The sequence below is a fragment of the Paenibacillus terreus genome, from assembly GCF_042138595.1.
Classification (GTDB): Bacteria; Bacillota; Bacilli; order Paenibacillales; family Paenibacillaceae; genus Paenibacillus; species Paenibacillus terreus.
In genome coordinates this window covers 715052-740131 of the sequence record NZ_JBHIRX010000001.1, presented here as the reverse complement: position 1 = coordinate 740131, position 25080 = coordinate 715052, and the positions used below count along the sequence as shown (strand labels likewise).

The 25080-nt window shown below is 50.0% G+C and carries 20 protein-coding genes and 2 riboswitches; of the genes, 3 read left to right on the top strand and 17 right to left on the bottom strand.

The features are described from left to right. Positions 1-29: 29 nt before the first annotated feature. From ACE5KN_RS03355 to ACE5KN_RS03280, 16 genes are all read right to left on the bottom strand, one after another. The gene (locus ACE5KN_RS03355) at positions 30-4025 is read right to left on the bottom strand and encodes a hotdog fold thioesterase (RefSeq protein ID WP_375525174.1); all 3996 of its coding nucleotides are present in this window, start codon (positions 4023-4025) and stop codon (positions 30-32) included. 73 nt (positions 4026-4098) lie between these two features. Then, the gene (locus tag ACE5KN_RS03350) at positions 4099-4839 is read right to left on the bottom strand and encodes an acetoacetate decarboxylase (protein WP_375525173.1); all 741 of its coding nucleotides are present in this window, start codon (positions 4837-4839) and stop codon (positions 4099-4101) included. A 7-nt stretch (positions 4840-4846) separates the two neighbouring features. After that, a complete protein-coding gene (locus ACE5KN_RS03345; protein ID WP_375533033.1) occupies positions 4847-5548 on the bottom strand; it encodes a 4'-phosphopantetheinyl transferase family protein in 702 nt (233 codons plus the stop codon). A gap of 7 nt (positions 5549-5555) precedes the next feature. Next, positions 5556-7205 (bottom strand): PfaD family polyunsaturated fatty acid/polyketide biosynthesis protein, encoded by a 1650-nt coding sequence (locus tag ACE5KN_RS03340; protein WP_375525171.1) that lies wholly within the window; start codon positions 7203-7205, stop codon positions 5556-5558. Positions 7206-7210: 5 nt separating this feature from the next. Next, positions 7211-8608: a hotdog family protein gene (locus ACE5KN_RS03335; protein ID WP_375525170.1), complete on the bottom strand. Its 1398-nt coding sequence runs from the start codon at positions 8606-8608 to the stop codon at positions 7211-7213. Next, positions 8605-10038, bottom strand: a complete 1434-nt coding sequence (locus ACE5KN_RS03330) for an SDR family oxidoreductase (protein ID WP_375525169.1) — start codon at positions 10036-10038, stop codon at positions 8605-8607. Before ACE5KN_RS03330 ends, ACE5KN_RS03335 begins: the two co-directional genes overlap by 4 nt. Positions 10039-10127: 89 nt before the next feature. Continuing rightward, a complete protein-coding gene (locus tag ACE5KN_RS03325; protein WP_375525168.1) occupies positions 10128-11132 on the bottom strand; it encodes a phosphopantetheine-binding protein in 1005 nt (334 codons plus the stop codon). A gap of 93 nt (positions 11133-11225) precedes the next feature. Next, entirely contained in the window at positions 11226-14078 is a 2853-nt protein-coding gene (locus ACE5KN_RS03320) for a type I polyketide synthase (protein ID WP_375525167.1), read from the bottom strand. A 53-nt stretch (positions 14079-14131) separates the two neighbouring features. Beyond that, positions 14132-15082: a class I SAM-dependent methyltransferase gene (locus tag ACE5KN_RS03315; protein WP_375525166.1), complete on the bottom strand. Its 951-nt coding sequence runs from the start codon at positions 15080-15082 to the stop codon at positions 14132-14134. A 60-nt stretch (positions 15083-15142) separates the two neighbouring features. Then, positions 15143-15922 (bottom strand): 3-hydroxybutyrate dehydrogenase, encoded by a 780-nt coding sequence (locus ACE5KN_RS03310; protein ID WP_375525165.1) that lies wholly within the window; start codon positions 15920-15922, stop codon positions 15143-15145. A 168-nt stretch (positions 15923-16090) separates the two neighbouring features. Further along, positions 16091-16693, bottom strand: a complete 603-nt coding sequence (locus ACE5KN_RS03305; protein ID WP_375525164.1) for a helix-turn-helix transcriptional regulator — start codon at positions 16691-16693, stop codon at positions 16091-16093. Between the two features lie 272 nt (positions 16694-16965). Beyond that, a riboswitch (cyclic di-GMP riboswitch) is annotated at positions 16966-17057 on the bottom strand. Between the two features lie 216 nt (positions 17058-17273). After that, positions 17274-17579, bottom strand: a complete 306-nt coding sequence (locus ACE5KN_RS03300) for a DUF6809 family protein (RefSeq protein WP_375525163.1) — start codon at positions 17577-17579, stop codon at positions 17274-17276. Positions 17580-17723: 144 nt separating this feature from the next. Then, on the bottom strand, positions 17724-17948 hold the full coding sequence (locus tag ACE5KN_RS03295; RefSeq protein WP_375533032.1) for a ribbon-helix-helix protein, CopG family: 225 nt from the start codon (positions 17946-17948) through the stop codon (positions 17724-17726). A 141-nt stretch (positions 17949-18089) separates the two neighbouring features. Beyond that, the gene (locus ACE5KN_RS03290; RefSeq protein WP_375525161.1) at positions 18090-18818 is read right to left on the bottom strand and encodes a LuxR C-terminal-related transcriptional regulator; all 729 of its coding nucleotides are present in this window, start codon (positions 18816-18818) and stop codon (positions 18090-18092) included. Positions 18819-18970: 152 nt separating this feature from the next. After that, a riboswitch (cyclic di-GMP riboswitch) is annotated at positions 18971-19061 on the bottom strand. Between the two features lie 119 nt (positions 19062-19180). Continuing rightward, positions 19181-20557: an MFS transporter gene (locus ACE5KN_RS03285; RefSeq protein ID WP_375525160.1), complete on the bottom strand. Its 1377-nt coding sequence runs from the start codon at positions 20555-20557 to the stop codon at positions 19181-19183. Between the two features lie 212 nt (positions 20558-20769). After that, the gene (locus ACE5KN_RS03280) at positions 20770-21612 is read right to left on the bottom strand and encodes a helix-turn-helix transcriptional regulator (RefSeq protein ID WP_375525159.1); all 843 of its coding nucleotides are present in this window, start codon (positions 21610-21612) and stop codon (positions 20770-20772) included. A 143-nt stretch (positions 21613-21755) separates the two neighbouring features. Between ACE5KN_RS03280 and fabF the strand changes: the two genes are divergently transcribed. Then, entirely contained in the window at positions 21756-23000 is a 1245-nt protein-coding gene (gene fabF, locus ACE5KN_RS03275; RefSeq protein ID WP_375525158.1) for a beta-ketoacyl-ACP synthase II, read from the top strand. 187 nt (positions 23001-23187) lie between these two features. Beyond that, a complete protein-coding gene (locus ACE5KN_RS03270; protein WP_375525157.1) occupies positions 23188-24024 on the top strand; it encodes a carbonic anhydrase in 837 nt (278 codons plus the stop codon). A gap of 116 nt (positions 24025-24140) precedes the next feature. On the opposite strand, the gene ACE5KN_RS03265 is transcribed toward ACE5KN_RS03270, so the two are convergent. Next, positions 24141-24320 carry a hypothetical protein gene (locus ACE5KN_RS03265; RefSeq protein WP_375525156.1) on the bottom strand — a complete coding sequence of 60 codons (180 nt, stop codon included), beginning with the start codon at positions 24318-24320 and terminating at the stop codon, positions 24141-24143. 244 nt (positions 24321-24564) lie between these two features. On the opposite strand from ACE5KN_RS03265, the gene ACE5KN_RS03260 reads away from it, so the two are divergent. Further along, complete coding sequence (locus ACE5KN_RS03260) at positions 24565-25053, top strand: C40 family peptidase (RefSeq protein ID WP_375525155.1); 489 nt, start codon at positions 24565-24567, stop codon at positions 25051-25053. Positions 25054-25080: the final 27 nt, after the last annotated feature.

Genomic DNA, 25080 nt, shown 5'->3' with positions numbered 1-25080 from the left:
CACGGATGTCATGGGTTACGCGCCCGCCGTTACCGCCCCAAGCGGACGTCGGCCGTCTCAAGCGGATAATCCGGAACGAGCCTGATGCCGAGCCCGGCGCAATGGAACGCTTTGAGCCCGTCGACCGTAACCAGCACGTCGGCAAATAGCGTCGGCGTCATACCGCCGGCTACCTCCTGGACGTACACTTCATAAATAAGCTTGCGCGATGCCGGCGTCGCTTGGCCGCGGCACACCATCCGATAAGACACGTCCGGAACCGGCTCGAATCGCCAGCCGTCTTTATTCAGCGTAAAGCCCATTGCCGCGATATAGAACGACATCGCCTGCACACAGCCTTCGAGCATCATCGTTCCCGGCATAACCGGATCGTTGGTGAAATGGCATGGAAAAAACCATTCCGTGCCATCCAGCGCCGCTTCGGCGCGCAAATACCCTCTGCCGAGCGGACCGCCGCGCGGATCAAAGCGCGTTACTTCCTGAAAAAACAGCCTTTCGCCGTGCTGGATCGACGGACTGCTCGTATGCGACGCCGCCCGTTCGAAACCAGGCCCGAAGCAATCGTACGGCCTGCCTTGGGCAAAGCTGTTCACTTGCTCCGGAGTAAACCGGCTGTGCGTACAATCCGCTTCTGGCGGATCGAGCCGCGCACCGGCCCGAGGCGCGGCTTTTGCCGGGTCCCACAAGACGCCGCCGGAGTTAGCCAGCTCTTCGTCGGTGAAAAAACCGGCTTGACCGCCGCGCATCGTCAGCCGCCGCTCAGTTCCCGCATAGCAATCGTAATGGAAAAAAAACAACCGCATATCCCCGGACTTCGCGTGGGAGTCGACCACGATTTGATAGGTCAGCGTCTCACCATGCCGCGGCAGCGCGCCGTGGAACGTGATCTCGCAGCCGAGCAGCCGGTACACGCGGTCGCCTTTGTTATAGCGGTCGATGCCGAGCCACGAGATAAGCAGCAAATCAGCCTGGCCCGCTTCGACCATGTAGCCAAGCGGCATGCGGCCTTTGTGCATGTAGTCTCGCGACCGATCGACGTCCGTCTCGGTCCAGAGCGTACCGGTGCCCATGCTATGCGGCACGGCGTCAATGCCGGTGACACGGTCGACCAGCAGCATCGGCGGCTCCGGCATGCGGACTTGGCGGCGATAGCCGATCTGGTCGGCAAACGCCGGGCCGAACACCGCCGAAATCGGGCCAGACGCCAGCTGCTCCAATTGCGCACGCGAAAAGGCCGGGCCGGTTGGCCGACGCATCGGGCCGGCCATCGGAGGAGCGGCATGTGGCGACGCGGCGGCCGGGGCAGCGGTGCGAGGCGCGGCGGCAACATGCGGAGCACTGGCGACGCCTGCCGCGTGCGGCAATGCTTGCACGAAGGCCGACAGCTCGACCGGCGGCCGGTGCGCAGCAATGGCAATCGAAGGCGAAGCATCGCGATCGCGCCCCGCTTCTGCAATGCGTGCAAGCAACGCGTCCAGCCGCAAGCGCTGCTCGCGGCCGTCGCCGGCGGTATCCGCGCCTTCAGCGTCGTGCGATGCCATCGCTACGCGCGCTTTTACACCGCCGAGCGCGGCGATCGACACGCGTGCCGTGCGCGGCGACGAAGCTGGCCACGGCTGCGGCCCGCCTCCGTCAAACGCCGGACACAAGCCGTAGCGCAGCGAAAGCGCGCCTGCCGCTACATGCAGCAAGCCATGTGCGGCATGCGCCTTGCCGAAGCGCCGCTCCAACCTTACGGCGCTTACGTTCCCGCTTTTGCGCGCGTTGCCGGCATCGCCAAGCGCGCCACGATTTATCACGCTGCCGACGGCTTTGTCTTCCCCATCGCCCAGCAGCAGCCCCGGTTGCTCCGCTCCCGGTTGCATCCCCTCAACATCCACCGGCAACACCGCGTAAATAACGTTACGGTCCCGCTCCGCATCGGCCAGCCGTTTCACGACGATCGCCACTGCCGCATCGCCGGCCGTCGCCGCATCCGGGCCGCCACATTCGGCGACGGCCGTCTCATGCACGTACTCGCCGCTGAAATCGACGGCGCCGACAATCGCTGCGTCAAGCTCGCCTGCGCGCAGTGCGCGGGCGGCAATCGCCAGCGCGGTTATGCCCGACAGCTCCTCGCTGGACACAGTGAAGCCCGGGCCGCTTATGTTCAACATCTTGTTAAGCCGGTTAGCCGGTATGTTCGGCAGCAAACCGACGACCGTCGGCGCGTCGAGCTGTGGGAAAATCCGCTCGCGGGCGGCTTCCAGCTGCACTTCGTCCCCCGCTGTCGCCGATTGGACCGGCTGCCCTTCGGCAAGCCGCAGCCGCGCGCAATGCCTGGCGACTTCGGCATCGATTTGCATGCCGATATAAATGCCGGTGCGCTCGGACGGCAGTTCACCCGCTTCGGCCGCGGCCGCCTTGGCCGCTTTCAGCATTTGCAGCTGCTGCGGCAGCGCACGCTTCAAATCGTTGGGCGGGACGGCGATGCCGGCCAGCGGCAACTCCACCTTTTCCGCTTTCGTCGACCACGGCCGCTGGTCCAGGCCAAACAATGCGGCGGCAAAATCGTCCGTGCCGCCGCCGTCCGCCACGATCGCGCCGATACCGACAATCGCCAGCCTGCCGTCGCCGCAGGCTGGGGCGCGTCTGCCATCCTCACGAGCAACAGCCCGTTCCATCGGCGACAAACGCACCATTGTCCCCACGGCGGCTCGCTCCGGTACCGGCTCATATTGCTCGACGATCAGATGCGCGTTATTGCCGCCGAAACCGAAGCTGTTGATCGCCGCGCGGCGCCTCCCGTCGCATCGCCACGGCTCCGCCTCCCGCAGCAGACGGAATGGCGACTCACGCAGCACTTCGATCTCCTCTTCGCCGAATAACGAAGGCGGCAGCACACCGCTGTTCAGCGAGCCGAGCACCTTGATCAGCCCGGCGATGCCGGCGGCGGTGAGCGCGTGCCCGATATTGCTTTTGATGCTGCCGATCGGCACTTCGCGCAAGCCGGCGAATACGTCGCTCATGCTGCCGATTTCCGTCGCGTCGCCCAGCGGCGTGCCTGTCGCGTGGCATTCGATCAGCGAAATGTCGCTTGGCGACAAGCCCGACTGCCGATACGCCTGGCGCATCGCCGCCGCCTGCCCAGCAGCCGACGGCGCCAGCAGCCCGCTGTGGCCGCCGTCGTTGGACAATCCGACGGCGCGGATGACACCGAGCACGCGATTGCCGTCGCGGACGGCGTCGGGCAACCGTTTCAGCGCGACAAAGCCGCAGCCTTCAGCGGGAACGAGCCCGTCCGCTTGAGCGTGGAACGGCCGACTTTGCCCCGTCTTGCTGACTGCCTGCAGCGCTCGGAAACCGGTATGTAGAAAAAGCGGCTCGGCGCCGTTCACCCCGCCGGCTAACATCAGATCGGCACGGCCGTCGTGCAGGCTGTCGCAAGCAAGCTTGATCGCATAGAGCGACGAAGCGCACGCCGCATCCAGGCAATACGCTTCCCCGCCAAGCCTGAGCGCTTTGGCCAGCGCAAACGCGGGATAACCCGACATGAAGCGGTCGATCGCTTGCGGTGGCGCGCCAACGATGCGGGCGGCCTCGCTTGCGGACAACCCTTGGCGGCGTAGCCATGCCGATTCGGCATATTGCGCCAGCGAAACGGTCGGCAGTGACAAGTTGCCGACGATCAAGCCCGTTCGCTCACGCTCGGCCAAGCCGCCGGTTCCGGAAGTGCGGATCGCTTCTCCCGCGGCATGCAGCATCCAATGCACCATCCGGTCCATTCGCAGCCATTCGTCTCGGTCGACGGCGTATTCGCCCGGATCGAACCGCTGCTCGAACCCATGCACGTAGCCGCCCCGCAGCGACCAACGCGCTCCCCCTCGATTGGTTTCGACCTGCTCGCGGCTCACCCGCCAACGGTCCGTTTCTGGCTCCGACAACAAGCTGCGACCTGCCAATACGCCGTTCCACAGTTCCTCTGGATGTAACGCACCGGGCAGCACGCAGCCTTGTCCTATGATCGCGATTGGTTCGAATGTCATCGCTGCACTTCCTTCTAATCCGAATTGTTTTTTTTTAAAAAATTACTATATAGATCAACAAAATTTAGTTGTCCTACTGTTCTTTCAAATAGTCATAAATAACGTCCGGCTTTGATAGCGTCAAATCAGTAATTATATGTGAAGCTGATATTACTTCAAGCACTGGCAGGTCTGCCATCGGTGCCAGAGCATGGGCAAACAATTGCAGCCGGGCTGGGGCAGTCCAGGCACCATGAATGGTCAGATCATTGATCTGAGTACGCATCAATTGACACAGCTTCTGACTTCCATCAGCGTTTGGCACAATTTTGAGCATGAATGTTGGCTGGCAAATCTCTTGGCGAGCGTGTTCTAAATCCATAGGTTGATGTTTATAACCCATTGTAGCTGTGGCAACACGTAACGATCCGTAATCCAGGGTACCGACTAATGTGTCCGAGTCAATATACAATCTGGGAGCACCAAGTTTTTTCGGGTATGCACTCGCCTCTCGTCCAACTGCTATTGCAGGATGATTGTCCACATACATAGCATGCAGATATTCGCCCTTCTCGCCATTGAAGGATACCGGTATCACCTGACCGGATTCTGTATAGGCCCCCAAACCAGTAACATCCGGCATGTACATGACCTCAAATTTGACTAGAGGCTCATCAATTTCAAGTGGCTCGGGAACTACACGTCTAAGGGCTTCCATATCAGTACGATACAGAATGTTCAGGTACTCCCGATTACGAAAATAAAAAGGGCCAGAAGGATAAGCAGGAGCCCCTAACGGGGTCGTCATTTGCTTTCGTACCTCATCTTTTTTCAATTTTCCATCACCTTTCCTCCATGTAAAAAGCAAGCAATTCTTCCCAGACCACTTCTGTAACTTTATTGGGAAAGCTGTCATTTGTCGCGCATATGGATAGCTTGTATGCCGGGTCAATCTCATATTGACGGAAGTTCCATGCAGCATCTTTCTTTTTTGTTGAGATAAGTTTGATCTCATTAACTGATAAATCCATCGTAAAAAGACGGAGTGGTTCGTTTAATCCTTTGCCAATTGCCTTAATATAGCTCTCTTTCAGAGTCCATAAATCAAAGAAATAGGAAAGTCTATTCTCTGGGGGAACAGCCTTTAAGCTTTCTTGCTCCACATCCGAGAAATAATGATGGGCAATAGCCATATCTATGGCCCGTATTAGTTCTACATCGATTCCAATCGGGCTCGAGTCCACAGCACAGACGATCCAATCACCTGCGTGTGAGATATTAAAGTGCATACCGCTTTGACCCTCCACATATGGTTTACCAAAGCGATCTGCTGTAAAAGGTACTTTCAAGCTAACATATCCGAAATGGCGAAAGAGCATTAGACGGATAAGCATATCCCCTACAAGCGAACGCTCTTTATCTTCCTGATGCAGATAGGCATCGATTTTTCTTTGTCTGGATAGATTCGCTCTTGCATAGGCCTGTTGAAAATCAGAATCGGATATCGGAGAAGAAAGTCGAATAGCTCCTATGTTCATTGGCATCCTGGATTCATACTGACATCGGCCTTGGGAAAATTTTAAATGCTTCTGGAACTACGTCAACGCCATACGTACGTAATTGATGGGCACGCGTAATGACCGCAGCTCCCTCCATCATATTCAATCCGATTTGCACGACACTGCGGTTCGCCGGGTGTTCCAAAAACGAACCTGCTGTCCAGACATTAAACGCCCCGATAGCCGGACCGCACCAGATTTGATAATCCAGTCTGCGCTCGGCTGTCCCCTGAATGGCCCACCGGCTCGCATTTCCCAAATACCAACGAAATACAAGTGCCATCCGGTGCTTGGTATCTTTTTTCGCTCTGATTAACTGCTGGGGATCCCTAATCTGAAAAAAGCGTTCCGTCTCATCCCAGATCTGTTCCAGGGAGTCTTGAAAAATTTCTTTCTCCAGCTTCGCCCGTTGCTCCATAGGTATAGATTCAAGAGAATCAAATTGTCGATAGACTTCGAAAAGTCGATGCGCCCGCACGCTGAACATGGTCCCTCGCTTAAGCACCTGCACCTTGACTCCCATCTCAAACATATCCGCCGATGGAGCCATGATGACATCGGCCAGATCCGCCTTGGCCAGCATCTGCTTGCCCGCATCGGACAAGCCCGATTCCAGCGACGCTTGATTAATCGAGCCTGTGACAATATAAGCAGCGCCTAAAGCAAAAGCAGCCGCTGCGGCGGCAGGGGTGCCAATCCCTCCCGCTGCACCCACCCGTATGGGCCGATCGTATCCATAAAGAGCCGTTAATTCGTCCCGTAATGCTGCAATGGTTGAGAATAATGAGCCCAGGGGTCTGTTATCGGTATGTCCGCCCGAATCGGATTCGACCGTGATGTTTTCAGACAGAGGAATACGACCGGCCAGCTGTGCTTCCTCGGCTGTGAGTTTTCCACTCCTGACAAGATTCAGCAGCATATCCTCAGGTGCCGGCGACATGAACAGCTTCGCAATTTCGGGACGGGAAATTTTCGCGAACACATGATTCTGTCGAACAATACGCCCATTTTCATCCAGACGCAATCCGCTGCATGCATATCGAACAATACTCGGTGTCAGACTCATAAATGCCGATGCTGACATGCGAGTAACCCCCCGATTAAGATACAGATCGACATTCGTTTCTTCCCGATCTGTCTCGCTCGGGCTGTGAATCAAATTCACACCCCATGGCAGTCCAAGCGGTTCCAGCTCAGCTTTCAATTCGTCAATGGCTTGTGAGACCCGCGCGGTTGATAACCCGGCAGATCCAAAAAATCCGAGCATCCCTGCTTTTGCTGCAGCGATAACCATGGCAGTCGTTGCAATCCCATTTGCCATTTCACCGACTACATATGGGAAGCGCAGACCATGGGTTTGCAGAAAGGAACGATCCCCCAGCCATTCCAGATAAATCGCCGGTAGGGAGGCAATCAGCGGATAGATTCCTTGCTGACCCACATGTGAACTATGGTGTATGCTTCCTCCGAAGGCTAACCCTCGCGATCCGCTTGGACCGCCGCCGACGATATGGATCGGTTCACGAATTCTGGAGATTGAGCTTTTTATGCCTTCTGCATCAAAGTGCGGGGATTCACCGCCGCTTTGCCAGCCGCCAATTACACCATCTGCATTCCAAACTCCTGCAGCTTGCTGCTTCATACCGCTCATCCCTTTCTTTCGTTTTGCATTTCAACGAGCCGCAATCCCATTCCTTGGCAATAACAAACTTTTAATCCGTCCACAGTGACCAATAAATCTGCATATAACTTGGGTTCATCCCCTCCATGAACCTCTTGGACAAATACCTCATAGATAACTTCCCTATCGGTTGGAAGCGCTTGTCCCCGAAATTCCACCTTATACATCACCTCTGGAATAGGTTCAAAGCGATAGCCATCCTTATCCAGTGTAAACCCAAGTCCAGCGAGATAGAATGCCATCGCTTGAAGGCAGCCTTCTAATTGCAGCATACCCGGCATCACAGGATCGTTATGGAAGTGACACAAGAAGAACCATTCATTGGAGTGAATTGTTTTTTTGGCCTTTAAGTACCCTGAGCCCCATGGTCCCCCTTGCGGATCGAAGCATTGCACTTCATCAATCATGAGCATTTTTCCCGATTGAATACGCGGTGATCTGGTGTGCGTATAAGCCTTTTCATATCCGGTTCCAAAGCATTCGGCAGTACGCCCTTCGGAGAATAAATGTACTTGTTCCTTAGTGAATGAACGATGTTCGCAGGCCACAACAGGAGCATCCCGTCTGGCATCTGTATTAAACTCTGCTGTTTCAGCATCCCATTTCACGCCACTGGCTCCAAGCAATTTAGCTTCAGTTAAAAAACCTACCAGTGCTTCTCGTACTGTCAATCGTTTCTGTCCGTCGGCATAACTGTCAATGTGGTGAAAGGTCAGCCATGTTTCGTCATGATGAGCTTGTCCATCCACAGTAAGTTCAGAAGTTAGTGTAGTATTACGCTTAACAAGAGATTCATGAAACATGAACTCACAACCTAAAAACCGGGTAAATCGTTCGCCATTACTTTGTGTATCGATACCCAACCAACTCATGAGCAGTGGACTAAGGTTTACTACCGATTCAAGCATGAGTCCTGCTGGCATACAACCATCATGTAAATACCATGAATCCCCCGAAACATCCATTTCAAACCAGACCTTGCCCAATCCAAGTGAGCCCGGCTCACCTTCTATTCCGAGAATCCGATCAGCGAATAACAGCGGGGGTTTGGGCATTCGCACTTGATGAGCATACTTGTCCTGTGATTCGAATCGGCTTCCGAATACATCGGAAACCTTGCCAGACGCCAACACCTCAAGTTCAGCACGGGAAAATGAAGGTCCCACAGGTCGAAATGGATGTAAAGGCTCACTTGTTTGACTCAAAACCAGCGGTTTTCTAGACAAAGCAGCGGTCATTTCTGCAAGAGCCAATTCCCTCTGCTGTAAAAACTGCTGATGAAGCTCCCCTTGCTGTGTTTGATAATCCCTATGCGTTTGAACAAGCTGATTGTGATAATTCATAACAGTTCGCTGAAAGTTCATGTCTGTCCTCCCATAAGGCCTTGGCCGACTCGATCTCCGGTAATAACCACTTCAACTTGCTCCCGATCGCCGAATAACAGTTCCTCAACAAAGGCACGAGCCCCCTGTTCAATCGGAATAAGGTTGACTCCCCTTTCTGTAAAATGAGTCCGTAAGCTTGGGGTAACCATCCCCCCATCCCAGGCCCCCCAGTTGAAAGATTTGACCAGACAGCCAGCTCCGCGTTGTAATGCCTGGGCTGCCGCGACTTTATTCAAAATCTCGTTTGCCATCGCATAATCACATTGCCCGATATTCCCTGCTCTCGCAGCAATAGATGAAAATAAGACAAGCATATCCAACGGGTCCTGTTGGGTTGCAGCCAATAAATTACGCAGCCCCTCTACCTTGGTGCGAAACACCAGATCAAAACTTTCGGATGTTTTGTCGGCAATCCTTTTATCAGCCAGAACGCCCGCACCGTGAATAATGCCCGTAATCTGCCCCCATTCCCGGCGCACCTCCGATAGGGTATGTGCCAATGCTTGCTGATCCTGAATATCAACTGCATAATAACTTGCATGAGAACCTAATTGTTTTAGAGTATGCAAGGTCTCTTTGATTTCTCGATTGGCGATAATTTCCTGGACACGCTTTGACAGTTCTCTCGGTGTCATTTTCTGCCCGTTCGCCTTATAGAAATCAAACAGGATTTGTCTAAGCTCGGCTTCTGTATTGGCATGTTTAAAGATTGCTGGCTCCTCTGTCAAAGCTGTGCGCCCCAGTAACACAAATCGCAGAGGTACGGCTTCAGCAAGCGCCTGCAATGCGGCAGCTGTAACTCCACGAGCTCCACCCGTGACAACGATTACACCCTTTTGATGAATAACCCGCTTGGATATGGATTGGGAGAGCGGAGAAGGCTCGGACTGTACGGTCACACGTGGTTCATTCATCCGCAATCCCACCTCGACTTCCGGCCCACCCCAAATTAACTCAGACGCAATCGCATCAGCTGCCTGTTCCTTGGTAAGACCGGCCATTTCCAAGTCAATGGCTTTAATCGTAGCTTTCGGCCATTCCAAAGCAGCTGTCTTCGCGAGGCCTGTCAACCCGCTTGTCCAGACTTGTTGCAAATCCATACCGCGTAAGCCGAAGGAACCGCCTGTATTTTGCACGGTTACGAATAGTCCGCCATGATCCGTAAGCTGTTGAGCCACTGACTTTGCTGCGGCAAAAGCTTCATAATTAACAGCTACTGCCTCAGACTCCGTTGTCAGACTTCGCAAACCTCCGAGGAATACAACCCCGGACGCATGCTTTGGCACGCTGCCAACCACTTCCGACTGAATACCATAAGCCTTGAGTTTGCTAGCAAGTAATGGGGCGATGCCTGTTTCATCATCTGTGATGGCCAAGACACCTTCCACTCTAGAACTCAGGGCTTTCATCGTAAATCCTCTAGCAGGTGCTATTTGCAGGCTTAAACAATAACGTGCAAGCGGCTGAACCGGAGAATCCGAAACTGACGATTCAACCGTTACGACTTTTTTTCAGAGCTGCGCTCCACATACTCTGCAATTTCTCCCAGGGTCCGGCGGACAGCCAATTCATTGGCATTTATTTGGATGTCCTTTGGCAGTTGTTCCTGAAGGGCAGAAAGAATCTCCACACGTTTAATAGAATCAATGCCAAGCTCAGATTCCAATTCCATCGATGGATCAATCATTTCAATGGGATATCCAGTTTTATCAGAGACGATATCTATTAATAATTGTGCTGTATCTAATTTCGTAGACGAAGTGATCGAAGCTGAATCTTTTATGTCCGAATCCACAATCTGGCCTTCCGTAGATGCTTTTGCATTATTTTTTCTCAAATAATCAACAATTTCACCTAACGTGTGAAGAGTGGTCATTTCGGTTGGGTTTAGATTCATTGAGGATGGAAGCTGCTCTTGCAGAGCTGATAATATTTCAACACGCTTAATCGAATCAATGCCTAAGCCAGACTCTAAGTCCATGTCAAATTCGAGCATCTCCAGTGGATAACCGGTTTTATCGGCAACAATTTGAAAAAGGAGCTGTTGAATATCTATGACCGATTCATCTGATTGCAGGCTGGATGGAACAACCTCAGAATGTGTGGCGGGCTGCTCCGTAGGTTGCATGACAGGCTGTACCTCAGCTATCTGCCCCAGTTCCGGAGCGGGTGCAATATGATGGAGTCTGTCCAACTCATTTGTCGCATTAGGTTGAGGAAATTCAATAATTTTAGGGCTTTGCTGAGGTTGTTCATCAATTACTGCTTCTCCCGCAGCTGAGTGTTGATAACTTAGGGACATTTCTCCTGAGATTAATCTGCTCAGGTTTGTAAATGTTGCCTCGGCTGCGCGAAGAAACGCAGCATGTCCGGACGCCATGAATTGCTGGTGTGCAGTATGGGCTTCTGCGGTTTGCTTTTGAAGCTCCTCAAAGGTGTGAAGCAAGGCTGTGAAATCAGAATTGACTTGGGTCAACATGTAATTTCCCGATGGGTTTGTCATAGGTAATCCTCCTAGGGTTCAATAACATTTTTATAGTGTGCTGTTTTGGGTCAAGATTCAAATCACTGCGGGTAACTCTCCACTTTATCCGGATCATCCTTTGGTAACGCTAGTTGTGCCCCCAAGAGAAGGATAAGGTTTTTTGTAGCCTGAACCGTTAATTTTCACAGCCATACGCGGCTTCTTCTTCGTTTCCGGTTCCGTTTCTTCGGGCAGAGCCTTTTCCCAGAGTGCTTCATAATCCAATGTCAATCCGGCAGCGGCTAATTTCCCCAGTGCGTTCCACAACATCGTCACTCCATGCTGGCCCCTGCGGTCCATACATACTGCGGTGATCTGCCGGTGCTTGAAAGTTTGTTCGACCAAGCCTGTTAACACACCACCCGGCCCTACTTCGATGAAGGTGCGGACGCCATCTTCATACATAGACTGCAGCTGCTGCTCAAATAATACCGGTTTGGCAATTTGCCGCGCAATCGTTTCACGGATCATCTCTGAATCTGAGGAGAATGGTTTTCCTGTCATGTTCGAATATACTTTGGTAACAGCTTTTTTAAACGGATATTTGCGTAAGCTTTCCAGGAAGGGAGCAACGGATGCTTCCACAACAGAAGAATGAAACGCAGTTGCCACATGTAAACGTCTGAACTGAATTTGCTTCTCCGCCAAGTGCAGTTCCAGCCGCTCAACCTCATCTGTCCGGCCGGACACCACGAGCTGTTCCGGACTATTATAATTGGCGATGACAACATTCAAATGGTTGTTCTGAATTAGCGCTTCTACGGTTGCCTTATCGCTGAACACAGCGCTCATGGCACCCGGAATGGTTGCGGCCTGCGCCATAAGTTCTCCCCGCGTGCGTGCAATTTCAATGAGTGCAGTTTCGTCGATAACACCGGCTGCAGACAAAGCAGTCAGCTCGCCAAAGCTATGACCACCCACAGCATCGGCTTTGAGTCCCACAGCCTGCAGCACACCAAGTGCTGCCAAGGATGCTGTGCCAAGGGCAGGCTGCGCCCACTCCGTTTGCGTCAACACATCTGATTGTGCTTTACGCTCTTCATCCGTAAACCTTGGAATCGGATAAACGACCTGGTGGAGCTTGGTATCAGTCCCGGCAAAAGAGATATTAGCCGAGCTGTCCCAAGCCAACCGTGCCTGGTCAAATCCCATAGCCAGATCTGCTCCCATGTTGACATATTGGCTGCCTTGACCCGGGAACAAGAAGGCGATACGGCCGTATGAAGGAATCCCAGTTACGAAGTGGAGACCCTCGATTGAAAAACTGCTGTGCGTATCCATGAGTGCAACTGCCTTGTGGAGCTTAGTGCTTAACTCGCTGCCGCCTGCGGAAATGACAGCCAACCTTAGCCGCTTGCCGGGGTCAAATTCCTTCTGCGATCGACGGGCTGCAGCCACCCATGCTTTTCCACTGGGAGAAAGCTCCGCAGTCTTTCGGCATTCTGACTTAAGCTCCTCCAGCAGATCAGCACTAAATAGGAGTAACTCTGTCGGAAAAGATCTCACCTTCTCAGCACCCTTCACAGGACCGGTATATTCCTCCAGAGTCACATGAAAATTAGTCCCGCCAAATCCAAAGGAACTTACAGATGCCCGTCGTGGATGCAATCCATCCCGAATCCAAGGCCGAGCCGTCGTATTTAAATAGAATGGACTTGTTTCAATCCCCATCTTAGGATTGGGACGTTCGACCTTAATCGTTGGGGGCAAAACTTTATGATGCAAAGCCATAACCGTCTTGATCAAACCTGCGGCACCTGCAGCACCTTTCGTGTGGCCAATCTGGGACTTGACTGATCCGAGAGCACACCAGGGGGCCGAAACCGCCTCCTGCTCCATAAAAGCAAGCTTCAGTCCCTCGAATTCTGAAATATCGCCGGCTTTCGTTCCGGTTCCGTGCGCTTCTATTAATTCTACGGTTTGCGGGGAATAGCCAGCTTCTTTATAAGCCCTCCGCAATGCCTTTGCCTGACCTTCTGCTACAGGAGCATATATACTTTTGGCTCTCCCGTCGGAAGATGTGCCCACCCCTTTTATGACGGCATAAATCTTATCCCCGTCACGCTCCGCATCGGCCAACCGCTTGAGTGCAACCATCCCGACTCCTTCTCCGAGGATTGTGCCGTCCGCCGCATCCGAAAAAGGACGGCAATCGCCGGTGGGCGATAGTGCGGGGGTCTTGCTGAAGCACATATATGCAAAAATATTGTTCATCGCATCAACGCCGCCTGTGATCACCATATCCGATTTTCCTGTGGCCAGCTCCATAATCGACATGGAAAGCGCTGATAAGGAGCTGGCACAGGCAGCATCAACTACACAGTTGGTTCCGCCCAAATTGAGCCGATTCGCGATGCGGCCGGCAACAACGTTGCCAAGCAAACCAGGGAATGTATTTTCCTGCCACGGCACATAAGAAGCCGAAATGCGTTCGCAGATCTCTTCGATCTGAGACTCCGGCAATCCGCTCTCCCGCAATGCCTTGGCCCATACCGGACGCTGCAGCCTGGAAGCCATGTCGGAAACCAATGAGGCCGTCCAAGTACCAAGGATGACACTAATGCGCTCGCGGTCCATTTGCCGGAACTGTCCGCGTGCAGCATCGTGCAATACCTGATTGGCCACAATCAACGCTAATAGCTGACTCGGATCGGTGGCTGGAAGATTAAGGGGAGGTAGGGCATACTCCAAGGTATCAAAGTCAACATCCCCCAAAAATGCACCCCTTTTGGAATAGGTTTTATCCATCGCAGCAGGATCAGGATCATAATAATCCTCGACCAGCCAGTGTGTAGGGGGTACTTCCTGAATCATGTCTGTTCCAGCAAGTATATCATTCCAGAAACCAGAAACATCCGTCGATCCAGGGAACAGAGCACTAACTCCAACGATTGCGATATTACAAGGATTCTGCTGATCTAACATTGCTAACCACCTTCAATCCCATATTTTTGTAACGAAGTTTGCAACGCCCGTTGCTACACAGATCCAGCGTTTGCTCCGCCGACCTTCTCAATTTCCATAAAAATGATAACCTGGTTTTTTTCCACAAACATATCAACATCATTAATTTTCTCTTGCGGTATTTGTTGTATCAACGCTTGCATTCGCTCTTTATCCCGATAAATGAGCCACCAATCCATCACAGCCTCCATGTAAGCAATAGAGGGAGTATCCGGAAGATAGTTAGCTATGAGCAATCGACCTCCTGGATTGAGTAAGTTAAATAAATTGCTGGTTAATTTTTGCGCAAGACTCTCTGGCAGATAGTCATATAAACCAGCGGTATAAATAAAATCGAAGGAAGGAAGGGGTACTGTGTCACAAATAAGGTCAATTAAAGTGGCATGGATCGTTTCTCCAAAATCCTTTATTAGTTCAGCAACGACAGAAAGAGCTTCCTTGTCCTGATCCATAGCGACAAATTTTCCGATTTTTCTGTTTTGAATCGCCACACTATCTAATGCTTCTCTCAGATGGCCGCAAGCAACTGAGAGAATATATGGATTCGCAACCCGTTCTGCAGTTTGATTAATCTTTCTGGACAAAATATGTTTTCTTTCACGAACAGCGTGACTTGCTTGAACTATACGGTTAAGTTCGCAGTTTAGAATTTCGGAAATCTCGGTGGGTCTGGCACAAGGTGTTGCTACTTTATCATGGTCATATACAAAGTCGATCATTACAGGATCACCCGCATAACCGCGCGGTTTTTCAAATGCCCGACGGGTTAGCGGATCTTGTAAGAAAAACTGGCTTACTGCATGTTCACGATATTGGGTGACAAATTGTTTCCATTCTTCTGCTGAGGAATGGCTGCGTATGTGGCTTAATCCATCATAGAGGGTACTACACGCATCAGAGAATTGGCCTTGATTGATTTTAATTTCTACTTGATTCAGTAAATTGTTTTTATTCAGTTGATTCATATTGTGGTTTAACCTCCAAGAGAGCTTTCAACGGTCTTCGAATATCCCAATCCCCTGGTATTACATACCCCCGGATACACTCAGCGTTTGACCAGTTATAGCGGCTGCTGCATCGGAAGCAAGATAGATGGCAGCTGCGGCAATCTCAGACGGATCTATAAAACGTTTCAGAGGTTGCTTACTCCAAAGATGCTTATGGAGAACTTCCTCCTCGGTGATCCCGTCTGCTCTGGCTACTTGTGCTATTTGTTGCATGATCAATTCCGTTTTTACAGCACTTGGCAAAATAGCATTAACTGTAATACCCTCGTCCACAGTTTCAAGCGCTACTGTACGCGTGAGACCCACAACGCCATGTTTTGCAGACACATACGCGGATTTATAAGCGGCAGCCTTTATACCATGAACAGAAGAAATATTAATAATTCTTCCATACTGTTGTTCTTTCATAAAAGGAACCACGTACTTCGTTAACAAGAAAGGACCGGTCAGCATAACATTAATCAGTTGGTTCCATTTTTCAATGGGGAAATCCTCTACTTTGTCAATATGCTGCAAGCCTGCATTGTTGACCAGAACATGGACGTTTCCCCGCTCTGCGATCACCTGTTGGACAAAAAGCTGTACTGATACCGGATCTCCAACGTCCAATTCGTAACCTTTTGCCCGGTCTCCAAGATCTTTCGCACGGCTAACCGCGCTTTCCACGTTCAAATCACCAATCGCAACGAAGTCACCATTTTTGACAAATGCTTCGGCAATAGAATAGCCAATGCCGCGAGCGGCACCTGTGACGATAACTGTTCTTTCCCCCTGGAATGGCATTTGCATATCCCTCATTTCTTGTAAAGTAGCATGTCTTGGGTGCGGATCTCTAAGCTGCCTTACAACATTCTGTTACATAAAATTATAAAATTCTACATAAATAAAAAAAATACCCATAATTGGGTATATGATTTTTATGTAACATTTTTCTGAAATTAGTTAATGCCACGTCTCTACCAAGTGCTATGAAAATTTCTTAAGAAATGCCCTTATATGATTGACTCTCGTTTTTGCATAGATTTTTTTTATAAAAGTACGAACCGTACTCTCACTGATCCCATAAATATCCGCCATTTCAGGTACATTTTTATTCTCCAGCCACCCATAAGCTATTTCTTTCTCACGATTGGTTAATTCATATTGATCAAAGAGAGAATAAGTCAGCTCTTTCTGTAGAACGGGGTCCTTTTGAGGCAATTTGTCTTCGATATTCCTTGCCAGATGTTCAATGAGGGGCAGAGCAAATGTAACCTCATGAAAATAGTGAAAACAGAGACTAAGATAACCTATAATAACATTTTTTATGCGAATGGGCGTACAAACCCAGGACAACTCGGCAAACAATGTGCTGCTATGCTCCTCTCCAATGACAACAGAAACCGCTTGATGCTCCATGGATAATGATATGGCATTGATCCCCAAGTGTTCCTTCGCGAAAGATGTACCCTTTGTTATATGATTTCTTTCAAAATAACTTATTAACAAATCAGTACCGCGGTAATCGACAACAGTTCCATCCGGATCTGTAATCACAAGTAAAAAGGGGATCGACAGCATGTCGTTCATACTCCTGGTTTCCTCTTGCAGCAAATGCAGGATTTCTTTTCGTTCAATCAACCTTTCTTTTCAGACATACTGAGAATATTAGGAAAATGATCGTTAACTTCTAGTAATATTCCTTGGTACATTATTTTCCCTTCTTCCCTTTAAGAATAAGCGACTAATAATGAAACCAACTCCTAATTATCGCCACGGCTGAATTCGATATCCATTGAAAAGAATGAAGAACCTTCGTCCATTTTGGTAGCATAGCAACATAGACGGAGGCTTCCGTCGTATTCGGTAACTGGCTGGCATAATAGATTTGTATTTCACTTTAGCCCCTGTAGCTTTGCGTCGCCACCTTTCAGTGGGTTTGCTATTGTCGTACGAAATATGAAATTGTCAATTTGCTTAGTAACCCTTCACGGACAACTTACAAATAATTATAAAATCCGACTTAAATAAATAGAATACCCAGAATTGGGTATTTCTTTTATTCTCTAATTGAGGAATCATGAAGATATCTGTCAGAATATTCAAGAGATAAAAGCCCGCTCATTACGAGCGGACCCGGAAGATGGTCATTAAGTTGTTAGTTGCATCATCATGACAATCCTGAAGCTGTATCCTGAAGCAATCCTTCGCGTTTGCTCGAGACTTCGATCATCAAGTTGGCTCCAAGCTTGAACCCATGTTGAAAAGCGGCTTCAACATGCATGCTGTTGACACGATCACACAAGTCAAAATATTCTTCAAGCTGACGAAATGCTTCGTCACCCAATCGGTCTCGCCATTGTTCCGTCTGCGCGACCACTTGCTGGCTTAAGCGTCGGTATTCTGGATGAGATGGCACGATGGTTTCATCGGGATGAAGCTGCCCGCGGTACAGGGCTTCCAGAATGGTTTGCATATTAATCCTCCCATAAATGTCATCGCATCGCTTGAATGAGAATCCTGCACATGGTAGGATATTTATGCAGTCTGCTTACTCAAGCGGATGCGGGGTAGGAAGTAGCGGTGTTCTTTGGGGACATTGCGCTGCTTCCTTCTTTAATTATTGGAGATCGTCGTAGATCTTCTCAATCCCCTTGCGCACGACATCCGAACGTGACATATTCAGCTTCTTAGCAGAAGCCTCAAGCTTTCTCATCATGTCCTGATCGATACGTATCTTGATCGTTTCGCTTTTGGGATTGTCAGATGGAGGACGCCCCATCTTTTTGGCCGACATTGCTTCACCCCACTTTTTGGTCCACAATAATATATTATTGTGGACCAAAAAGTCAATCGAATCATTCAGCCGCTCACTATTTTTTTCGGCAGATTAAGAGGCTATCCCAAAATAAATTAATGTGAATGAACGTTAACAAACAAAAAAATACCCACAATTGGGCATTTTATGCTTATGTATTTTTGTATGTTATGAAAATTTCTTAAGAAATGCTCCTTTATGATTGACTCTCGTTTTGGCATAGATTTTTTTGATAAACGTACGCACCGTACTTTGACTAATGCCGCAACTATCCGCAATTTCAGGTACATTTTTATTTTCGAGCCACCCATAGGCTATTTCTTTCTCACGATTGGTTAATTCATATTGCTCAAAGAGAGAATAGGTCAGCTCTTTTTGCAGAACGGGGTCCTTTTGAGGCAATTTGTCTTCAATATTCCTTGCCAGGTGTTCAATGAGGGGCAGTGCAAATGTAACCTGGTGAACATAGTGAAAACAGAGGCCCAGGTAGCCTATAACAACATTTTTAATTCGAATAGGTGTACAAACAGAAGACAATTCGGCAAACAATTTGTTGCTATGCTCGTCCCCAATGACGACAGACACCGCTTGATGTTCCATGGATAATGATATGGCATGGATTCCCGCGTTTTTCATTGCGAAGGATGTACCATTTCTTATATTATTTCTTTCAAAATAACTTATTAACGAATCGGTACCGCAATAATCGACAATGGTTCCATCTGTATCCGCGATCATAAATAAATAGGGTATAGACAGCATATCGTTCATACTCCTTGTTTCCTCTTGCAGTAAATGCAGGATTTCTTTCCGTTCAATCAGCCTTTCTTTTATTCCAGACATACTGAGAATATTAGGAAAATGATCGTTTACTTCAAGTAATATTCTGTGGTCCATTATTTTCCCTTCTTCCCTTTAAGTATAAGTGACTATAATGAAATCGATCTCCCAATCATTGCCATTGCCGAATCCGGCAGCCATTTCGCAAAAATGAAAAAGCCCCGTCCATTTTGATAGCCATAGCAAAATAGACGGGGGCTCCCGTCGTATTCGGCAACTGGCTGGCATAGTGATCAGTATTTCTCCTTAGCCCCTGTAGCTTTGCGTCGCCACCTTTCGGTGGGTTTGCTATTGTCGTACGAACAATAAATTTTTAATTATATAGTATAATATATATGCCGTTTTATCGTTTGGGAATAGGACCTTTTTATCAAGTATGACATTATGCGACAATCAATAGTCCGTTTTTTCAAGATTTTTTATAATTTTCTCTGGGAGCGCTCCACCCCCTTGAATATGGCCAGGAATACGCCTCCCCCTGCAATCACCAGGGCAAACAGCAGCAGCCCCAGATTGCTGTACAGATAGGCTGCAGAGTCAGTAATGACAGGCAGCACGGGAGTATTCAGCCAGTGCTGCGTAAGTAGTCCCCCCACTACAGCAACCCCGATTCCTTCCGCCAGGAAGCAGGCAAAATTTAAAATCCCCATTCCCGAACCGGCTTCCTCGGAATGAAGCGTCCCGGCCACAATGGTTGAAATCACTGTTTTGACAAAGGAAAGTCCGCCGAAAGTGAGAACAAGCGCGCCGGATATCATCCACGGGCTCTTATCCGCAAAGAGCGAAACACTCAAGAACCCTGCGCCGATCAATAATATTCCGGCAATGATCACCAAACCCGTTCCCCGTTTATCCAACAAAGCACCGCCAATCATTCCGAAAAGAATGACACTGACCGTTCCCGGAAATAAAATGCCGTATCCGATAAGACTTGCAGACATATGATGCACTTCTCTCATCATATACGGGACCATGGAGATCATTCCGGCAACGCTGCCCAGAAATACTCCTCCAAGGAGCACACCTGCAATAAACCTTTTTCTCCTGAGCAAGGCAGGCTCGATAAAGGGTTCTTTGGCATACCGGATTCGCAGCGCAAATCCTGAGAACAGAATAATGCAGATGGTTAAATACCACCATTCGTAATGGGTTGTAAACAAGGCAAACGTTATGATTCCAAAAACAAGCATTAAACCACCGGGCACATCAATCCGGCCTTTTTGCGATGGCTTGTCAGGAAGTGTGCGAAGGAAAAACGGCAGCGTCAAAAGTGTCATCATCGGCAGGACAAAAAGATACGACCAATCCACATAGTCCGTAATCAAGCCCCCGAGAACCGGGCCAATGCCTTCTCCAAATGCGACCGTCGAACCGATTAGACCAAAAGCTCTTCCCTGATGCTGCTGTTGGATACAGCTGGCAACAAGAACCACAATAAGTCCAGGGACAGCTGAAGCCCCAGCTCCTTGAATAAAACGTGCCGCAAGCAAAAGCGGGAACCAGGCATGAAAGAGCAATCCGATCAGCGATCCTCCCCCATAAAGCAGAAGACCGGCGAGAAGCAGCTTTTTGATGCCATACATATCCGATATTTTCCCGTACACCGCGGTTCCCGCCGCAAAAGAAAGAATAAAGCTTGTATTCACCCAGTTCGCGGCAGATGGCTGAATACCGAATTGTTCCGCAATGTCCGGTAAGGATACGTTAAATACCGTCTCGTTCAACACACTGAAAAATGCAAGAATGCTTAGCCAAACCAGAGATTTCCGGATACTTCCCTCAAGTGGCTTATTCATACAGTAATGCCCCTTCTAATGTAAGGGGATTACGCAGTTTATAGGGCCGTTGATGCGTTATCCCCTTTGTTTTGTGCCCTCATTTTTTTTCCTTGTCGCATGGTAATACCTCCGTAGTAGAAATAATTTATACTCCAGAAAATAATATCACAAAAAAGCTGGTTGTTTCACTCGACTTTATCTCCATATCATGTCGGCATCATTTTTGCGACTCATGCACCCTGCTCATTCATCAATTTTTTCAGCTTCTCTTCCGTTGCAGCATCCGGGGTATAAATGCTGCAGCGCAGATCATGCTCGCCATAAACCTGCAGCGACGTAAGCTCAAATACCATCTTGCCCGCCTTGGCATGCCTGAACTCCAAATGCACCTCCGGCGCGTAGCTCACCCGGCTCTGCTCCCACATCTGCTCAAAATCCGGATAACGGTTTTTCATCTCCTCCAGAAAATGATCATACCACTCATCTTCCACATACTGGCCATAATACGAACGGAACATCGCAAGATAACCGCTGGCAAAATGCTCCCAGTTCACCGCCAGCCTTTTGAATTCCCTGCGCGAAAAGAGCAGCTCGATCATATTGCGCTCTTCCTGCGGGATCAGCTCAAAATCAAGAAACACATAAGCAGCCGCAAGATTCCAGCCCACAATATGACAGGTCCGGTCTGAAATAATCGCAGGGCAATAGCGCAGCTCGGTGATGATTTTTTCCAGAGAGGGGGTGATGAGCGGCACTTCCTGTTTTGCCGGGTGGGATGCGGACTGCCCGGTTTCCAGAGCGAGCGAAAACAAGTATTTTCGCTCGTCGGCTGTCAGTTGGAGTGCTGTGGCTACGCAATCCAGTACAGACGGGGACACCTTGATGTCGCGGCCCTGCTCCAGCCATGTATACCAGGTGGTGCTCACCCCTGCCAGCTGTGCCACCTCCTCCCTGCGCAGCCCTGGAGTTCTCCTTCTCGCTCCTGCCGGAAACCCGGCCGCTTCGGGAGAAAGCTTGGCCCGCTGTGCCTTTAAAAAAGCGGATAAAGCCTGCAGCCTCGTTTGAGAATTCATGCGTCTCTCCTTTTTCACCAAGATTCATTAGTTATTATGGTAGTAATTATACTAGCATAAACTATATCTTGTAATAGGATAAATTTCATGACATTCTAATTCCAGACCACAGAAATTATTCAGTCCAAGGGAGGATTCCTTTTATGGAAAAAGAGAGAGTCGTAATCACAGGCATGGGCGTCATTACGCCGCTGGGCAACAATGTGGAGACATTCTGGTCCGGCCTTGTGCGCGGGGAATCCGGAATTTCGCAAATAGATACGCTGGACACCTCAAAGCATAAGGTGAAAATGGCAGGAATCGTACATGATTTTGATGCGAATGCGCTTTTTGGCGTTAAAGAAGCCCGCAAAATGGACCGTTTCTGCCAGTTCGCCTTGGCCGCTGCGGACGAGGCCCTCCAGCATGCAGCGCTGAAGCTTGATGAGATTAATAGAGAACGGTTCGGGGTATATGTCGGCTCCGGAGTGGGAGGTATTCAAAGCCTGCTGAACCAGAGCGCCGTGCTCGCTGCACGCGGACCGGACCGGATCAGTCCGGTTCTGGTGCCCATGATGATCTCCAATATGGCAGCTGCCATGATTAGCATCAGATATGGCGCGCTTGGTCCTTCCATGTCGCCGGTGACCGCCTGCTCCATTGGGAACACCGCCATTGGAGAAGCTTTTTTCAGCATTCAGGCAGGACGCTCGGACATCATGATCACGGGCGGCACGGAAGCAGCCCTGACGGATATTGCCCTGGCGAGCTTTGCCAATGCAACCGCCCTCTCCACCCGCAATGCACAGCCTGAGCGGGCAAGCCGCCCGTTTGACGCGGAACGGGATGGATTCGTTATGGCGGAGGGGGCCGGTATCCTCGTACTGGAATCCCTCTCCCATGCTCAGCGAAGAGGAGCCACCATCCTGGCAGAGGTGATCGGTTACGGGGCGAGCTCGGATGCCTACCATATGGTAGCCACCCCGCCGGACGGACACGGAGCGGCCCGGGCGATGGCTGCTGCATTGTCCGAAGCCGGAATCTCTCCGGAACAGGTGGACGTCATCAGCGCCCATGCCACGAGCACGATGATCGGGGACCGCTCGGAGACCGCCGCGCTCAAGCGAGTATTCGGAGACCATGCTTACAGGATGCCCGTAACAGCGAACAAGTCCATGACCGGACATATGCTGGGAGCATCAGGCGCCGTCGAAGCGGTTGCGTTGGTGAAATCCCTGCAGGATGGCATTGTCCCGCCGACCATCAACCTGGAGACGCCTGACCCGGAATGCGACCTCGATTATGTGCCAAATCAGGCAAGGAAGGCCGAGCTGGCGGTCGGCATGTCCAATTCCTTCGGCTTTGGCGGACATAATTCCGCTATTCTTATCAGAAAGTTTATTCCGTAATGTATCCCCTTCAATGGCCGTCCCGCTGCACAAACCTGGGACGGTCTTCCTCTTTTTCCCCTCCTCTTTTCCTAGAATTTGTCATGCAGCATCTCATATAACAAGGTCTTAATACCCTTGAGGGTTGATATGAAACAAATTACAATGTTACAAGTTATATACAAATAGGAGAAGGAAGGAAAAGGAAATGAGAAACAGGTTGCAAATCGCTTGTATGTCTGTGCTTGTCCTTGTTTTTATGGCCGGATGCGGGCAGCAGTCGGGCCAGACCCTAGAAGCCGATACGGGAAGCAATTCTCCCGGCCCTCAAACGGCCAGTGCTTCCCAAGCCTCTCCCGCGCACTGGACCTATGAAGACGATGCCGGACCGGAGCACTGGGGCGAGCTGGATGAAGACTACCTTGCATGCAAAAATGGAACAGAGCAGTCTCCCATCGATATTAATCATTCCCAGCTGACAGCCTCCAACAGCCTCAAGCCGGTAGAGGTTCATTACGGCAAAACGGAAGCAAATATACAAAACAACGGACATACGATCCAGGTCACTCTAAAGGATAACAAAAATTATATCATGCTGGACGGAACCAAGTTTACGCTTGCCCAGTTCCATTTCCATCACCCGAGCGAGCATCAGATTGACGGGCAAAAAGCGGACATGGAGCTGCATTTTGTCCATAAAAGCGAGGATGGCAAAACCGCCGTGCTTGGTGTTCTGATCAAAAACGGATCTGAGAACAAGGCTTTCGGGAACGTATGGAGCAGCATGCCTGCCAAGGAAACAGAAGAAGCGGTTGAACTGGAAGGCACCATTGATCTCGCTTCCATGCTTCCGGCAAATCTGCATTCCATCCGTTACAGCGGCTCGCTCACGACCCCGCCGTGCACTGAGGGTGTAAGCTGGACTGTGCTGGACAACCCGATTGAGATGTCGCAAGCGCAAATTGACCAATTTGCAGTCATTTTTTCTGACAATCATCGTCCGGTGCAGCCCCTGGGAGAGCGTAAAGTAATGAATATAAAGTAACGATAAAACGTTGATTAAACCAGCTGCACTGGATGGATAGTTATAATCATAAGGATGAACCTCAAATGACCGGCCTCAAGTTCGAAGCCGGTTATTTGGGGTTTTATCCGTTTTTTTCAGGCGCCAGGGCTGGCTTCTTCCTTCACGAACAGCTCAAGCTCGGCAAAGCTCTCCTCTCCGATTTGAATCCGCACGATGGAATACACCCGCCGGGTCAGACTGGACATGAGCCTGTCCCCTGTACTGACGTCGAATTCTTCTCTGTAGTCCCCCAATTTGTGAAATCCGCTGGACATATTTATCCATAATCTGCCGCCTTTTCTGCTTCCATTAACTCTCATTCCATCTTCACCCGACCTTCCCGATGTTCTAAATGTGCATCGATAGATGTTTTTTTTATCGGCATACGGGTCGATTTTCATGTGCCTTTGGCCGAAATTTCCTCCATGCCCAAACATCCACTAAGGATTTTTTGTTAGCGCCTATGCTAATGTACTCCTGTAACTGATATATCTACCAATCAAGGAAGTGAGTTGACCCATGAAAAAACTGATTACTGCTGCTTTAACGATCTCGACGCTATTCTCTGCTGTGAGTTTCATAACTCCAAGTTCCGCTTCTGCCTCCGATTCTGCCCAGGAATTTTCTGCAACCAGCGGAAGCAAAATCGTCAATACCGCCAAGTCCTATCAGGGCAAAGTTACATACAAGTTTGGTGTTCGCAATCCTTCCAAGCTGATCTTTGATTGCTCCTCCTTTACTCAATTTGTGTTCAAGAAAAATGGTATAGATCTGCCTTGGGGCTCCAAAGCCCAGGCTAAACGGGGGAAAGCAGTGCACAGTAAAAGCAAGCTGACCGTGGGTGATCTTGTTATGTTCAGCGTGAACAAGCCCGGTAAAATCGATCATGTTGGCATTTATATCGGAAACGGCAAAATGATCAGCAACATGCCGAGCAAGGGTGTTGGCATCGCCAGTATTAATACAGGCTATTGGGGCAGCCGCTACATCACTGGACGGCACTTTTAGAGGTAGTTCAAAAAGTCATCTTTTGAT

Bases quoted from the DNA above. Each gene is read 5' to 3' on its own strand.
- ACE5KN_RS03355 (WP_375525174.1), bottom strand. From the start codon at position 4,025: ATGACATTCGAACCAATCGCGATCATAGGACAAGGCTGCGTGCTGCCC.
- ACE5KN_RS03345 (WP_375533033.1), bottom strand. From the start codon at position 5,548: ATGCCAATGAACATAGGAGCTATTCGACTTTCTTCTCCGATATCCGAT.
- ACE5KN_RS03340 (WP_375525171.1), bottom strand. From the start codon at position 7,205: ATGAAGCAGCAAGCTGCAGGAGTTTGGAATGCAGATGGTGTAATTGGC.
- ACE5KN_RS03335 (WP_375525170.1), bottom strand. From the start codon at position 8,608: ATGAACTTTCAGCGAACTGTTATGAATTATCACAATCAGCTTGTTCAA.
- ACE5KN_RS03330 (WP_375525169.1), bottom strand. From the start codon at position 10,038: ATGAAAGCCCTGAGTTCTAGAGTGGAAGGTGTCTTGGCCATCACAGAT.
- ACE5KN_RS03325 (WP_375525168.1), bottom strand. From the start codon at position 11,132: ATGACAAACCCATCGGGAAATTACATGTTGACCCAAGTCAATTCTGAT.
- ACE5KN_RS03320 (WP_375525167.1), bottom strand. From the start codon at position 14,078: ATGTTAGATCAGCAGAATCCTTGTAATATCGCAATCGTTGGAGTTAGT.
- ACE5KN_RS03315 (WP_375525166.1), bottom strand. From the start codon at position 15,082: ATGAATCAACTGAATAAAAACAATTTACTGAATCAAGTAGAAATTAAA.
- ACE5KN_RS03310 (WP_375525165.1), bottom strand. From the start codon at position 15,922: ATGAGGGATATGCAAATGCCATTCCAGGGGGAAAGAACAGTTATCGTC.
- ACE5KN_RS03305 (WP_375525164.1), bottom strand. From the start codon at position 16,693: ATGAACGACATGCTGTCGATCCCCTTTTTACTTGTGATTACAGATCCG.
- ACE5KN_RS03300 (WP_375525163.1), bottom strand. From the start codon at position 17,579: ATGCAAACCATTCTGGAAGCCCTGTACCGCGGGCAGCTTCATCCCGAT.
- ACE5KN_RS03290 (WP_375525161.1), bottom strand. From the start codon at position 18,818: ATGGACCACAGAATATTACTTGAAGTAAACGATCATTTTCCTAATATT.
- ACE5KN_RS03285 (WP_375525160.1), bottom strand. From the start codon at position 20,557: ATGAATAAGCCACTTGAGGGAAGTATCCGGAAATCTCTGGTTTGGCTA.
- ACE5KN_RS03280 (WP_375525159.1), bottom strand. From the start codon at position 21,612: ATGAATTCTCAAACGAGGCTGCAGGCTTTATCCGCTTTTTTAAAGGCA.
- fabF (WP_375525158.1), top strand. From the start codon at position 21,756: ATGGAAAAAGAGAGAGTCGTAATCACAGGCATGGGCGTCATTACGCCG.
- ACE5KN_RS03270 (WP_375525157.1), top strand. From the start codon at position 23,188: ATGAGAAACAGGTTGCAAATCGCTTGTATGTCTGTGCTTGTCCTTGTT.
- ACE5KN_RS03265 (WP_375525156.1), bottom strand. From the start codon at position 24,320: ATGTCCAGCGGATTTCACAAATTGGGGGACTACAGAGAAGAATTCGAC.
- ACE5KN_RS03260 (WP_375525155.1), top strand. From the start codon at position 24,565: ATGAAAAAACTGATTACTGCTGCTTTAACGATCTCGACGCTATTCTCT.